The organism is Kandleria sp. (genome assembly GCF_017934775.1).
GTDB classification, from domain to species: Bacteria; Bacillota_I; Bacilli_A; order Erysipelotrichales; family Coprobacillaceae; genus Kandleria; species Kandleria vitulina.
This window is the reverse complement of sequence record NZ_JAGBIX010000067.1, coordinates 1-14,348: the sequence shown is the minus strand read 5'-3', so window position 1 is coordinate 14,348 and position 14,348 is coordinate 1. Positions and strand designations below refer to the sequence as shown.

Sequence of the window (14,348 nt, the reverse complement as noted above, 5' to 3'; positions counted from 1 at the left end):
GAGTTACCGAGTACTGGGAAAGCCATCAGGATGAGACTCTTGTCAGCATGGGCAAGAAGTTCGGTGTTCACGAAACAACCATCGGCGGATGGATAAAAAAACAAGGCCAACAACATCGTTGAAGTACGAGGATCAGGCAACTATTCCAGTGACGTGGCCAAGGAAAATGCCCGTCTGAAAAAGGAACTGACGGATGGAATGATGTGAAGCTATTCCCGAAGGCAAATCCTTGGGACAATGCATGCATCGAAAGCTGGTATGCGCTCATAAAGAGGGAATGCCTGAATGACCATGACATACAGGACCACTATCATGCAAAAAGTCTGGTATTTGAATACATAGAAGGATTCTATAATACATTTCGAATACATTCACACTGTGGATATCTTTCGCCCAGTCAGTATGAACAGGAATACACCAACAATAGATTGGCGTTTGCCAATTCAAGTGATGAAATGATGAGAGCTGTAAGTTACTGATACAGATGTTTAAGTTATTCTAAATCTTGACATAGTACCAGTGCTGGTTTCTTGTGATAAAGATAACCTTGCTTCAGCGGTAGTAATCAAGAACTGTGGTGGATTTCTGATAGAAGAATTCTATAGTCAGACTTATGGCGAAGTGCTACAGGTGTATTCAATAAGCCAATGAGCAACTTTGGCAGAATTAAATGATGAAATAAGGGGGATGTAATTATACATGTTGATTAAAATAGGTGATTTTGATTGTACTGAATGCTGGGATGGAGTCTTTTATAAAAAACTTGCAAATTATCCTGTCATTACAGAATGGGAAATCCAAACGGTATTGGATTTTGAAAATTATGAAAAACAAAATGGTAGGGAATGTTTTATTGAGGCTGATCATAACATTTTAAAAGCGATTGAAGAATATAAGAAAACATATGAATCTGGTAAACGTGTAAATGTTCCGGAAAAGATAACAGAGTGTGTAGCTTGCCCTAAGTATAAAGGATGTATGACAGATTATGTTTGTCATACGGCCCCTGTTGAAAATGCTATTAGTATTTTTAAATGTGGTTCGCTCCAAGCTCCTACTAAATGGAGAGGAGTATCCGCCTCAATGCTTAAAGCAGAAGATAGAAATGCTGCTAATGATCCAGAGGATTATTTTGATTATGTAATGTTTGCTTGGGGAAATTGTCAAGCTGGAGACAGATTAGTCATGGAGAGAAAAATGAAGCGTTTCCCTACCGAGGCGGATTTAAGTGTGAATTTCACTCCAGGAGTAAGGTTCTTTTTTAAGTATGATAATATTATTAGCCATCCTAATACGACATTTGAGGGTGTATTACCGCTGAAGATTAAGGAGGAAGTGATACTATCAGACTGGGTAGATACAATTATTATTCCATCCGCAAAAAGAGAGGTGTTTGAAGCAATCATTCCATATGAGTTGGAGAGTAGAACATTTTATTTAGAAAATGATTGTAAGGATATCTGGAGTTGGTCAGAAAAGGTATATGAGTTTGTAAAAAGCAGAGAATGTTGAAAAATTATATTGAAATATTATTCTAGATTAGGACGAAGAAAAATGGTTACAGTTATGAGTATTTTTGTAGATAAATCAAAAGAAATCTTAAAGGGTAATCTGGTAGGAGTATATCTGCATGGTTCTGCTGTTATGGAATGTTATAATCCGGCAAAGAGCAACATAGATTTGATCGTTGTAGTGAAGGATTCCATATCGGATATGGTTTAAAAAATCTATATGGATATGGTGGTTGAGTTAAACGCGAATGGACCGGCAACAGGAATTGAAATGAGCATTGTAAGACAAAGCGTCTGTAGGTCTTTTGTTTATCCTATGTCATTTGAACTGATTTTTTCCGTTGATTGGTATAGAAATGCTCCTGATGACTATGTTTCCAAAATGAAGGGTGAAGATAAGGATATTTTTGCTGATGTACCTGTACAGGATTCTATGAAAGAGTATGACGAAGGAGCAGATATAACACAAGGGAAAGTAAAACATCTGCAAATTAAGTATTTACAAAGGGTTGCAGATGATGACATAACAAATTGTAATGAGTTATAGAATCCTAGGGAATGGTTCATTCTCAATCTGAATTTGTAGCATTATAAGCCTTCTTCAATAAGTTCAATAAATTTCAATGCTGCTGCAGACAAGGCCATGTTTTTAAGTGACGCATAACCGATAGAACGAGCTGGCAAAGGGGGATTGATATCAAGTTCAAAGACTTTATTATTATCTAATTCTTCTTTAGAGAACTCCTTGATGACACATGATATTCCCAGTTTATATTGTGCAAACTTTAAGAGCAGTGTATGTGCCCCTAGTTCCATGGCAGGTTTTAATAAGATACCATGTTTAGAAAAGTAGTTATCAATAAAATGACGGGAATTAGAAAGTGTTTCTAATAAAATCAGATTCTTAGTTGCTATTTCTTCATAAGAGTAAGTATGGGTATCCTTTGTTCCTGAAACGAAGATATCATGTACAGTAAAACAGCTTTTTACATGAAGACGATCATCTATTAAGGGCATATTGACAAAAGCCAAGTCGATTGTCCCGCTTTTTAATAGCTTGATTGTTTCACCAGTTGTTCCATTGACTACTTTTATATGTACTTGAGGATAACGTTCTCTAAAAGACACAAGATAAGGAATCAGATAATGTTCACATAAAGAATCCCCAGCACCAATGATCAGTTCTCCTCCCGTTAATGTCTTATAGTTGGCAAGTTCATTTTCAGCATTAGTAATTAAAGATAATGCTTGAGAAATCTTATGATAAAGCATTTCACCTTCTTTTGTTAAGGTTACCCCTTTACGATGACGAATGAATAAAGAAGTATCCAATTCTTTCTCCAATAGGGTAATTGTCTGACTTACTGCTGACTGGGTAATGTATAGATTTCTAGCGGCCTGTGAAAAAGATAAGGTAAAAGCAGCTTCTCTAAATATTTTATATTGTTCTAGTTTAATGTTACTCATAAGCTCTCCTTATAATAAAATACTTATATATTAATTTTACTTATACTTGAAGATATCGTATAATGTTCTTGTAAAAAAGTCAATTGACGCATAAAGAGAGGATGAAAAACATGGCAGGAGTTGTCGTTGTAGGTAGTCAATGGGGAGATGAAGGTAAAGGTAAAATTACCGATTATCTTTCACAAAAAGCAGATATTGTAGTGAGATATTCAGGAGGAAATAATGCAGGTCATACTATTGTTTATGATGGAAAGAAATTTGCATTGAGACTTATTCCAAGTGGGATTTTTACAGGTGGAGATGTTGTTATGGGGAATGGTATGGTTATTAACCCTAAAGCATTCCTTGAAGAAGTGAAATATTTAAATGATGCAGGAATCAATACTGATCGTATTCATATTTCTGATCGTGCACATATTATCTTACCTTATCATATTGCAATTGATGCAATGGAAGAATCTTTAAGAGGAGATGCAGCTATTGGTACTACTGGTAGAGGAATTGGCCCTGCTTATGTAGATAAATATGATAGATGTGGAATCCGTATGGGAGATTTCATCAATGAAGAACGTTTTAATAAAAAAGTTCATTCAGTCGTAGCATTCAAGAAGAAGCTATATCCTGATTTAGATGTAGATGCTGATGCGTTATTTGAAGAATATAAAGAATATGCAAAAATCATGAAACCTTTAGTATGTGATACTGGAGCTTATCTTGATGATGCATTTAGAGACAATAAGAAAGTCTTATTTGAAGGAGCACAGGGAACTATGCTTGATATTGATTATGGTACTTATCCATATGTTACATCATCTAACCCTGGTGCTAATGGCGTATGTTCTGGTGCGTCAATTGGTCCTTTATACCTTGATGAAGTTGTAGGTATTGTTAAAGCTTATACAACTAGAGTTGGTGCTGGTGCATTCCCAACTGAAATTGAAGGTGAAATGGCTGATCATATTAGAGAAAAAGGTCATGAATACGGTACAGTTACTAAACGTCCAAGAAGAGTAGGATGGTTTGATAGTGTTGTAGTTAATCAGTCTCGTAGAATGGCATCATTAACTGGTATTTCATTAATGTTATTGGATGTATTGACAGGATTGCCAACATTAAAATTATGTACTGCTTACAAGCTTGATGGAGAAGAAATTCATTCATTGCCTGCATGTGTTGAAGATCTTGAAAGATGTGAACCTGTCTTTGAAGAAATGCCAGGATGGGATGAAGATATTACAGGAGTAACTTCATTTGAAGAATTACCAGTAAATTGTCAGAATTATATTAGACGTATTGAAGAATTAGTACATTGTCCAATTACTATGTTCTCAGTAGGTCCAGATAGAAAACAGACAATTGTTCTTAAAGAAGTTTTCTAGTAGAAAAGTAAGTGTTTTGAACACTTGCTTTTTTATAAAAAATATTTATTCTCATTTTTCATTGAATTGCTTATATGAATAGTGTAATATTTGAATAATCTTTAGGAGAAATAATAATTTCTTCTGGAAATATTGTGATAGGAGGCCTTATGAAAAACGAATTAATGATTGTCATTGACTTTGGTGGACAATATAATCAGTTGGTCGCTAGACGTGTCAGAGAATGTCAGGTCTATTGTGAGATCTATTCTTACAAGATTGATATAGAGAAAATCAAAGCCATGAATCCTAAGGGAATCATCCTAACGGGTGGACCAGATAGCTGTTATGAAGAAGGAGCAGCTACCTATTCTAAAGAGCTGTTTAAGTTAGGAATTCCTGTACTCGGACTTTGTTACGGGGCACAGCTTATGCAGCATCTTTTAGGTGGAAAAGTTGAAAGAGCTGACTTTAGAGAATATGGCAAGACACAGGTTGAATTTGATACAAATTCTGCATTATTTGAAGGATGTAAGCCATCTTCTACTGTATGGATGAGTCATTTTGATTACATCTCACAGTTAGGAGAAGAATTTGTTTCAGTTGCTCATTCTGACAACTGTCCTGTGGCAGCATTTGAATCAAAAGAAAATCCATTATATGGTATTCAGTTCCATCCTGAAGTTCTACATACTGAAGAAGGAACAAAGATGATCAGAAACTTTGTCATGAATGTCTGTAAGTGTCAAGGTGACTGGATCATGAGTAACTTTGTAGAAGCACAGATCAAAGCTATCAGAGAAAAAGTAGGGAACGGTAAAGTTCTTTGTGCATTATCTGGTGGTGTAGATTCATCAGTTGCGGCAGTATTGCTTTCAAAAGCAGTAGGTAAGCAGTTGACATGTGTCTTTGTGGATCATGGTTTACTTAGAAAAAATGAAGGAGATGAAGTCGAAGCAGTCTTTGGAGAACAGGGTGCTTATGACTTGAACTTTATTAGAGTCAATGCTCAGGAACGTTATTATTCTAAATTAAAGGGTGTAACAGAACCTGAACAGAAGAGAAAGATTATTGGTGAAGAATTCATCAGAGTTTTTGAAGAAGAAGCTAAAAAGATTGGTGCTGTTGATTTCTTAGTACAGGGTACAATCTATCCTGATGTCGTAGAATCAGGATTAGGTGGAGAATCTGCAGTGATCAAATCACATCACAACGTTGGTGGATTACCTGATCATGTAGATTTCAAGGAAATCATTGAACCATTAAGAGATTTATTTAAAGATGAAGTACGTAAAGTCGGTCTTCAGCTTGGTATCCCTGAATACCTAGTATTCAGACAGCCATTCCCAGGACCTGGACTTGGTATCAGAATCATTGGTGAAGTTACTGCTGATAAAGTTAAGATTGTACAGGATGCTGATGCAATCTATAGAGAAGAAATCGCAAAAGCTGGACTTGATCGTTCAATCGGACAGTATTTCGCAGCTCTTACTAATATGCAGTCAGTAGGTGTCATGGGTGATGAAAGAACTTATGACTACGCTGTCGCTTTACGTGCCGTTAATACAATTGATTTCATGACAGCTGAAGCTGCTAATATTCCATTTGAAGTATTAAATAAAGTTATGTCAAGAATCATCAATGAAGTGCGTGGTGTTAATAGAGTAATGTATGATATTACATCTAAACCACCAGGAACTATTGAATTTGAATAAAAGAATAAGACCTAAGTCGTGTGTTATTACACGATTTCAGGTCTTTTTTGTTACACAAATAATAAGCATTTTTTATATTGACATTAATTGTAATGGTATATAGAATTGATAAAAACATTTTAAAACGAATATGTGTATTACAATTCATTTATTAGGAAAGAACTGAAGGTGATCACTTTATTATGATTGGATTAGGTACATTGATAAACACAGCAGGAATTGTATTAGGTGGTTTATCAGGATATTTCTTTGGAAGTCTATTAAATCCAAGACATCAAAAATCGATAATGGGCACTTGTGGAATTAGCGTAATGTTTATTGGAATTGCTGGGGCAATGGAGGGAATGCTGACTATCAATAATGGCGTAATAAACAGCGGACAATCTATGCTTGTGACAATATGTCTTGCACTTGGTACACTGATTGGTGAGTTAATAAACATAGAAGGACAGTTTGAACATTTTGGAGAATGGTTAAAAATAAAGACAGGAAATGCTAAAGACAAGGACTTCGTCAATGCATTTGTTACAGCATCACTGACAGTATGTATTGGTGCTATGGCTATCGTTGGTGCCATTCAAGATGGAATTCTAGGAAACTGGTCGATTCTTGCAACAAAAGCGATTCTGGACTTTATTATTATCATGGTGATGACTTGTTCACTAGGAAAGGGATGTGGTTTTTCCGCAATTCCAGTTTTTTTATTTGAAGGCTTGATCACTATTTTTGCAACATTCCTTAAACCCATCATGACAGATTTAGCTATGAATTATCTTTCTTTGATTGGTTCAATATTAATTTTTTGTGTTGGACTAAATCTGGTTTTTGGTAAGAAAGTAAGAGTCGCAAACATGCTTCCAGCTGTAGTGCTTGCTGTTGTGGCAGCTTTTATTCATATTTGATATATTGCAGTTTGGTCTTAATTCTATAAAAGTCGACTCAAAAATACTGAAACAAAAAACTACAAGCTTATCATTGCTTGTAGTTTTTTGTTTATATTATATCAATTTTGAATTGAAATTTACTTTTTAAAAGTTCTATTATTGAGTTCTATCACATTGTTTGTAATGTGAAACGTATGTAAACTTAGTCTGAAAACACTGTACTTTATTTATTTTATAATGCAATTATCAGCAAATGCTGAATTTAAAAATAATGTAAAGGAGGATATCAGATGACTTGATAAAGTTAATTTTGAATATCGCATCGAAGCAACAAGGTTTTCAGTAATTGCTAATAAAATGTATTAGAAGAAAAGTAAAATATTTTTTTATATGTTATAATCTTTATTGGAAATAATAATAGTATGAGCATTTTTTTCGATTAATGTAAAAAATAATACTTAGTATATAATTGGAAATTTTGTTTGGTTTTTATGCGGAAGGAGAAAAAAAGTTGGATCAGATAAAATATACAAATTTAAAAACAGTGGTTATTAAGGATAAGATATCAAAGTGTGAGGATATTGAAGAATTAAAAGAACAAGTGTTTCCTATGATTAAAACACTGCAGGAACAGTGGGCCAAAAAAATCAATGAAATTATTGAAGAGAGTGGATTAACAAAATCTAAATTTGCTCAGTTGAGTGGTGTTAGTCGTATGTCCGTAAATAAATGGTGTAAAGGAGCTATACCTAAGAATCGAGAAACATTTCTTAGAATAGGTATGGTTGCGGGATATGATAGAGAGAAACTTAACCAATTATTACAAAGATATGGTCGTTATCCTGAACTTTATGTAAAAAGTTTAGAAGACTGTGTTTGTATATTTGTCTTAGAACAAAAATATGGAGAAAAAACATTAGAAAAATACAATTATATTTTAGATAAGATAAAAGATAATATTTTTCATGATGATAATTCTTTAGATGTATGTACTGTAATTTTTGATGAAAAACTTTCTGATATAAAAGATGAAGATGAGCTAGAAAAATTTATTATTGAAAATTCTGAAATTTTTTTGACAGCATATCATAAGTTTTATTCATATGTAATGATGTATATAAAGGCTAATCACCTTAATTTAGGCGCGAGTGTTAATGAATTTGCAGATGGGCAAATGTGGTCTTCATCTTTAAGACAATGTGTTTCCGCAATTAGACAAAAAAAATGGTACCCTACAAGAAACAAGATTATTTCGCTGGGCTTACATCTAAGTATGGATTTAGAACAAATAGATGAAATGCTTCAATTGGCACATATGGAACCACTTTGTGCAAAAAATATTTTTGAAAGCATTGTGATGTTTATTGTTGAGAATGCAAGTTTGAATAACATGCTTGATTCAGACATGGAAGAATTTGATCCGGATGAACTATGTAGATATGCTAGAGAAGTATTCGAAGAATTTGATTTACCTGAGGTAGAATCTTTTATCAGTGAATTGCCGGAGATGGAAAATGATGAGTGGTAAAAAAAGTAATATATTAATATTGATTGAAAATGGACAATTGAGATCCTATTCTTTGGATGATAAAAATGTTTGGGAAATAGGAAGGCCATCAAAAGGAAATTATCCAGATATTAAGTTACATTCATATACAGTGAGTAGAAAACATGGGAAATTTCAAAATATGGATGGAGTATGGTTTTATATTGATTATTATGGTAAAAATGGTACTTTCTACAATCACAAACATATTGATAAAGGATTAAGAGGAAGAATCAAACCAGTGATGTTAAATGATGGTGATGTTTTTGTATTTGGTGGTGGAAATAAAGAAGTAATAAATGGAAAGACTGTATGGGGGTTGTACACACAAAAGAGTATTGATGGATGTTGGAAAATCGTGGATTCTAAAGCAATAAATCGGATGTGTTTTATAACACAAAATAATAAGATAGAATTACTGAATCCTGTAAAGGGAACAGTTATTAACCAGGAAAATGGAATTGCTATTTATATGAATGAATTAACATATATGATTGGAGACATGAATATAGAGATAAATTAACTAAGGGTGAAAAAAATGTTGAGTTTAGATCGATCAAGTGTAGAAAGATATTTGCTTCAATTAGAAGATAGCGGATTTTTTAGTCCCCTAACTTTATGTAAGTCTGTCGACAATAATAAACAGTTAAATTTGATTGGCGTGGGGGGTACCTCATATGTTTATGAATTGTGTGATACACAAATAAAAAATAGGTATTACGCCTTAAAGATTATGGGAAATACTGGGGAACAAATTGACATTGAAGATGTTGTCGTTTCTTCTCAAAGTCAGTATTTCTTAAACGAGCAATCAGAGAATATTGTACGTATTATTGCATTGTGGATTGTAAAAATACTTGTTGATGAAGATAATAACATATTATCAGTTGTAAATATGGATGATCCTACATTTAATGATGTGGAAGGATTATCTATTCAAATGGTATTGATGGAGAGACTCGACAATATATTAGAGAAGGATAAATTTGGAAGTGTCTCAATTGTAGGTGATAGGTTGAAGGATGAGAAATCCATTATTGATTTTGCAGTACAAATTGGAGAAACCATTTCAATTATTCATAATAACGGTTTTCTGCATAGAGATATAAAGTTAGAAAATATCTTTTGGGATTCAGATACTGAAAAATATAAGCTTGGTGATTTTGGTACAGTTAGACATGTTGATAACGGTAACGCAGAAACAATTCTTTTTACAAATGGGTATGGTGCACCAGAGATAGAGAAAAGGTTGCAAGATTTTTATAATAAAACAGCAGACATTTATTCTTTTGGTATAACTCTTTATTTGCTTTTTAATGATTTAAAATTTCCTGGATCTGATTCATATAGAGCAAGCTTTATCCAATATGAGGAAAATTTTATTGTTCCAGCTCCAGCACATGCTTCTGAAAAAATGACGAGAATTATTAGAAAAATGTGTAGTTTTTATCCAGAGGATAGATATCAGTCAATGGAAGAGGTTCTCAGTGATATAAAGCAATTGAGTGACTTTAGTTTTCAAGAAAAGAATAATGAGGAATACGATGATATTGAAACAGAGATATATTGTGATGATGAGGTGTTAGATGAATCTGTTCATAAATTTGAAGGACCATTAAATAATGAAAAAGAATTTGTAAAAAGTTTTGACAAAGAGATGTATTTAACACGTAAAGATATTTTTGAATTAAAAAAAAGTGCACAAGAAGATTATTATTATTCGACATTTTGGAGGTTCATGTTAATTATTATAATGTCATTTTATGTATTTAAAGCTTTTTATGGAGGTAATGGTCATATTGATGAAAGGTTACTGATGATAATTCCTGTTCTTTTTTTTATTGAGAGTATATTTCAAACTATAAAAGAATTGCATATTGAATTTGGTGTTTTTGTAATAGGCTTAATGATTTTATTACTATTCTCAAATGGAATAAACTCTCTATATATTGTAGGCATAGTCATTTGTGTACTCGGCCTTCCTATAGTTTCTGCAGGATGCGCAATTGGAGCTATTCTATGGCTCATGCAATGTAATGGTCTTAAATTTTTTATTATTCCTTTTTTGAATAACTTTAGTCTTGGTTGGTTCGCCGTTATTGGCTTTGTTGGAATAATTGAAGATTATTTATATCTCAGAGTGGATTATACTGGAAATGAATCTGATGGAGAAAAAGTGATTTCTTTAATAGAAGATTTCAGTATTATTCTTTTATTTGTTGGAATTGTTATTTTAATAATTAATTTTATAAGTAAAAAAGATATTTTGATTTTGGACCAAAAAATCCCGTTCGTGAGAATTGGATTGGGAATATATTTAGTGCATTTTTTTAATATGTATCGATATGATCTTTTGGATCTTGACATAGAAGAGGAAAATGATAGTGATGAACCTGTGGACAAATGAGGAAATAGAAAAAATATTAATTACACTAGATAAAATGGAATTACCGTTTAAAAAGTATTCTATTTTACAAAAAAACGGAACTATTAAAACTTTGGGAAAAGGTAGCTCAGCTAATGTATATGAAGCTTTTACTAGGCGTAAACATAAGCCGGGTTATGCCATAAAAGTAATTGGCTTTTTTAACCAAAATGTAGATTCAGATTTTTTTAATAAAACTATTGAATTGCAAGAGAATATTAATCGTTATAATGATTATTTTGTAAAAATATATAATCATACAGAAATTTGGGTAGTATTTGACTCAAATGAAAATATCCTTTCTGTGGTTAAAGACAAACCAGAAGATAATTCTGGGTCAATTTTGAAATTGCAGTTTATTGTAATGGAAAAGCTTCCTGCCGTAATTAACACGATTGATCATGGGAAAATAAAAATCACACCAAATGATCTTTATTATGGAGATGAAAATGAAATTCTGAAAATTGCATATGACATTGGAATTGCACTTCAAAAAGTACATGAAAATAATATTTTACATAGAGATATTAAGCTGGAAAACATTTTCTATTCCGAAAAGAAAAAAGTATATAAGTTAGGTGATTTTGGTATAGCAAAAAAAACGCAGGATGGTTTTGCGCGTACGGTTGCCTTTACGAAAGGATACGCTGCACCTGAGGTTTGCGGAATGTTAGATAGTGATGTTTACGATTATACAGCCGATATTTACTCTTTTGGAATGATGTTATATGTGTTAGCTAACCATTTTAAATTCCCTGATTCAAATGCATATTATGCTAATATGGATGCTCAATACAGCAATGGTTATGTTCTACCAAAGCCTGAAAATGATTGTATTTCTGATGAATTTTACAATATTATTGTTAAGGCATGCATGTATGCTCCTAATTTGCGATATCAATCGATAGAAGAAATGTTGGTTGATATAGGATGTCTTATATTCAACAAAAGTATAACGTATAAAAAAGAGCATAAAATTATAACCTTAATGATTGCTATAATTTTTGTTTTTTTAGGCGCGATTTCAGGGAAGTTGTTAATTGTACATGAGATGATTATAAAGTTTTCCTTGATAGAATACATATTTATCATTATGTGCATTACGAAAGGGGTTCAAAAAATATTAAATAAAGATACAGCTATAACAAACGCTATTATGCTATTTATAGGATTATATTACTTGTTTACTAATTCTTTTTCTTGGTACGTCCTGTTCGTAATCATAGTAATGTTAGTTTCTTCAGGATTAGCTTCAGGGGTGTTTGGAATGCTTGCGTTAGTTTTGAATATTATTTCTTTGTATCAATTAAATACAGGTGTGAGATTGTATCATTATTATTCATATGATTGGATTTCAATTGCTTTTTTTTCACTTGCTGTAGTATTTTTTTATGATTATTATTTTTTATCAATAACAGAAAGAAGAACTTCTCAAATGGTATTAAAGAAAAGTCGATTCTTTTGGGGAATTGTTTATTTATGCTATATTTCTTTAATAATATCACCACGACCATTTTTTTATTATTGGCCTATGATTCAAATAAAAGCTCTTAACAAATTTCGTTTTATGATGTGGGGTATTGATTTCAAAAAGGTTGGGGTGTTCGGAATAGTATTTGTTACTTTTTGGATTATTAGAGAAAGAGTAGTTGCTAGGGTTAATAATCAAAGGTAAAAAAATAGTGTGAAAAGATTACTGATTAGTGGTTTAAATTGGTTGCACCGAAAATATGATGTTAAGTAGTTTTCTTTAATATGTTTTTTAAAGTGTTTCATAATAAGGTGTAGTTATAATAATTAGTGGAAATCGAATAAAATAAACTATGATATGAATTTGGTGGCAATGAAATTAAGATAACATTTACTGAAAGTGTGATGTTGGACACATTGGTGAGAAAATACAAAAATGTATTGTTCATTTATTCTTTTGTTTTGAGAAGCATATACAAAATTATAGAAGCAAGAAAGAGTTATAATTATTTGCTGTATGTTTCCATATAATTATTCCAGAAAAGAGACTTAAGATTAATATTAAGTGGAAATGTTCGGATATTTTAAAGTGTACATAGTTTTAGATCTATTACTGTAACGTTTTATGAACTAAACGAGAGTTTGTTACTAGTCGTCGTAAAATGTCTTCTAAATAAAACGGAAAAGAAAAAATAGATATTAATTGGTAAGGACCGATATCAGTGTGCTGATATTGGTCCTTTTTCACTAGCTTTATGTAAATATGGAATAATGCTGTTCAATGACTAAATTGAAGTTGTTATGTTACTGAAATATTTAATAATTAGGCTTACACCATTTTATGGTTGATGTCTATTTCTCATTATTTATATGAATTTATTATTATATTACAGCAAATCCAATATTCGCACGAAACAGACCTAGCTTATAAATTAAACTTTTTTCTTAGAATAGAATTAAGTAATGTAGCTGTCGCGATACGCAAATCCATTTATAGAAAGAAATTTTTTATGAGTTAGTGTATTTTAAGATATCATTTCATGAACATAAATGTGAAAATATTGTGTATCTATGCGATGTAATATTCAGAAGTCACCTAATATTGAATTAATCTCATTAGATCAACTAGGACATTAGTGTTAGTGTTGTCAAGTAGTGATAACACTTATGGATTTTGTCAAGAAATTTCATTTATTAGAACGATCTGTAATTCTCAAATTGACCGATTTTGTATATTTCCTTGTACGCTTTATCTATTCATCTGTTATAAAATACTCACAAATTATAATAATGCTTTTTAGATTGCTTAATATCTGATGTTTTCTGTATGTTTACAATCTTTTTGTTTGATTATTGGAAAGTCATCATTATTTAAATAGTAATTTACATTCAAAACCCGTTTATTAATTAGCGGGTTTTGAATGTTTTTTTATTATTGCGCTTCACAAATATATCTTCTTAGGGATTGCCGGTTATTTATATACACTCTTTCAAATAGATTACATAGGCATCTCTCATAACGTAGTGATTTATCAAGCGAAACGTTCATATAAGAAAATCTTTATCGTTTGAAATAACACAAGTTGTTCTTAATTTAGATTGTTTTCAACGCATTATTTAAAGAAAAAAATAATCAAGAAAAAAGTGTAAACTTGACCTGAAATCAACTATTTATTGGTAGTGTACAATTTGATTACACTTGAAAGAGATGAAAGAGGGAGGTGTAAAATTTATATAAAATCATTGATAGAATAACATATTTTGTTTTATTGGATTATTGAATAATTGGTATTAATAAATAAATGCTGATTTGAAAGCTTGACAGTGTAAAAAAACATAGTGTAAAATTTTTTGTGTAAATTCGTTTTGTCGAATTTTATCTGACGTTATTCAATAGACAAAAAAGGTATATTCCTTGTAGAATGATTTCTGCAAACAAAACAACCACAAAGGAGTATACCCATGAATCATT

General features: G+C 31.8%; 12 protein-coding genes. 11 read left to right on the top strand and 1 reads right to left on the bottom strand.

All coding sequences use genetic code 11. The features are described from left to right. Nucleotides 1-203 precede the first annotated feature (203 nt). The 4 genes from J6L95_RS10890 to J6L95_RS07330 all read left to right on the top strand — a co-directional run bounded on the left by J6L95_RS10890 (nt 204) and on the right by J6L95_RS07330 (nt 2,058). Nucleotides 204-479 (top strand): integrase core domain-containing protein, encoded by a 276-nt coding sequence (locus tag J6L95_RS10890; protein ID WP_353806805.1) that lies wholly within the window; start codon nt 204-206, stop codon nt 477-479. 220 nt (nt 480-699) lie between these two features. Then, nucleotides 700-1,512, top strand: coding sequence for a hypothetical protein (locus J6L95_RS07340; protein ID WP_287458617.1), 813 nt, complete (start codon nt 700-702; stop codon nt 1,510-1,512). Nucleotides 1,513-1,554: 42 nt separating this feature from the next. After that, nucleotides 1,555-1,722: a nucleotidyltransferase domain-containing protein gene (locus tag J6L95_RS07335; protein ID WP_287458616.1), complete on the top strand. Its 168-nt coding sequence runs from the start codon at nt 1,555-1,557 to the stop codon at nt 1,720-1,722. Between the two features lie 9 nt (nt 1,723-1,731). Further along, on the top strand, nt 1,732-2,058 hold the full coding sequence (locus J6L95_RS07330) for a hypothetical protein (RefSeq protein WP_287458615.1): 327 nt from the start codon (nt 1,732-1,734) through the stop codon (nt 2,056-2,058). A gap of 41 nt (nt 2,059-2,099) precedes the next feature. Here the strand turns inward: J6L95_RS07330 and J6L95_RS07325 are convergent, their stop codons facing one another. Next, complete coding sequence (locus J6L95_RS07325) at nt 2,100-2,978, bottom strand: LysR family transcriptional regulator (RefSeq protein ID WP_287458614.1); 879 nt, start codon at nt 2,976-2,978, stop codon at nt 2,100-2,102. 110 nt (nt 2,979-3,088) lie between these two features. Between J6L95_RS07325 and J6L95_RS07320 the strand changes: the two genes are divergently transcribed. From J6L95_RS07320 to J6L95_RS07290, 7 genes are all read left to right on the top strand, one after another. After that, on the top strand, nt 3,089-4,357 hold the full coding sequence (locus tag J6L95_RS07320) for an adenylosuccinate synthase (protein ID WP_287458613.1): 1,269 nt from the start codon (nt 3,089-3,091) through the stop codon (nt 4,355-4,357). Nucleotides 4,358-4,506: 149 nt separating this feature from the next. Further along, nucleotides 4,507-6,051, top strand: coding sequence for a glutamine-hydrolyzing GMP synthase (gene guaA, locus J6L95_RS07315; RefSeq protein ID WP_287458612.1), 1,545 nt, complete (start codon nt 4,507-4,509; stop codon nt 6,049-6,051). Between the two features lie 182 nt (nt 6,052-6,233). Beyond that, on the top strand, nt 6,234-6,953 hold the full coding sequence (locus tag J6L95_RS07310) for a DUF554 domain-containing protein (RefSeq protein ID WP_287458611.1): 720 nt from the start codon (nt 6,234-6,236) through the stop codon (nt 6,951-6,953). Between the two features lie 493 nt (nt 6,954-7,446). After that, on the top strand, nt 7,447-8,463 hold the full coding sequence (locus J6L95_RS07305) for a helix-turn-helix transcriptional regulator (RefSeq protein ID WP_287458610.1): 1,017 nt from the start codon (nt 7,447-7,449) through the stop codon (nt 8,461-8,463). Further along, nucleotides 8,450-9,004 carry an FHA domain-containing protein gene (locus tag J6L95_RS07300; protein ID WP_287458609.1) on the top strand — a complete coding sequence of 185 codons (555 nt, stop codon included), beginning with the start codon at nt 8,450-8,452 and terminating at the stop codon, nt 9,002-9,004. Before J6L95_RS07305 ends, J6L95_RS07300 begins: the two co-directional genes overlap by 14 nt. A gap of 15 nt (nt 9,005-9,019) precedes the next feature. Beyond that, entirely contained in the window at nt 9,020-10,888 is a 1,869-nt protein-coding gene (locus tag J6L95_RS07295) for a protein kinase domain-containing protein (RefSeq protein WP_287458608.1), read from the top strand. Continuing rightward, nucleotides 10,860-12,581, top strand: coding sequence for a protein kinase domain-containing protein (locus tag J6L95_RS07290; protein WP_287458607.1), 1,722 nt, complete (start codon nt 10,860-10,862; stop codon nt 12,579-12,581). Before J6L95_RS07295 ends, J6L95_RS07290 begins: the two co-directional genes overlap by 29 nt. Nucleotides 12,582-14,348: the final 1,767 nt, after the last annotated feature.

Bases quoted from the DNA above. Each gene is read 5' to 3' on its own strand.
- J6L95_RS07340 (WP_287458617.1), top strand. From the start codon at position 700: ATGTTGATTAAAATAGGTGATTTTGATTGTACTGAATGCTGGGATGGA.
- J6L95_RS07335 (WP_287458616.1), top strand. From the start codon at position 1,555: ATGGTTACAGTTATGAGTATTTTTGTAGATAAATCAAAAGAAATCTTA.
- J6L95_RS07330 (WP_287458615.1), top strand. From the start codon at position 1,732: ATGGATATGGTGGTTGAGTTAAACGCGAATGGACCGGCAACAGGAATT.
- J6L95_RS07325 (WP_287458614.1), bottom strand. From the start codon at position 2,978: ATGAGTAACATTAAACTAGAACAATATAAAATATTTAGAGAAGCTGCT.
- J6L95_RS07320 (WP_287458613.1), top strand. From the start codon at position 3,089: ATGGCAGGAGTTGTCGTTGTAGGTAGTCAATGGGGAGATGAAGGTAAA.
- guaA (WP_287458612.1), top strand. From the start codon at position 4,507: ATGAAAAACGAATTAATGATTGTCATTGACTTTGGTGGACAATATAAT.
- J6L95_RS07310 (WP_287458611.1), top strand. From the start codon at position 6,234: ATGATTGGATTAGGTACATTGATAAACACAGCAGGAATTGTATTAGGT.
- J6L95_RS07300 (WP_287458609.1), top strand. From the start codon at position 8,450: ATGATGAGTGGTAAAAAAAGTAATATATTAATATTGATTGAAAATGGA.
- J6L95_RS07295 (WP_287458608.1), top strand. From the start codon at position 9,020: ATGTTGAGTTTAGATCGATCAAGTGTAGAAAGATATTTGCTTCAATTA.
- J6L95_RS07290 (WP_287458607.1), top strand. From the start codon at position 10,860: ATGATAGTGATGAACCTGTGGACAAATGAGGAAATAGAAAAAATATTA.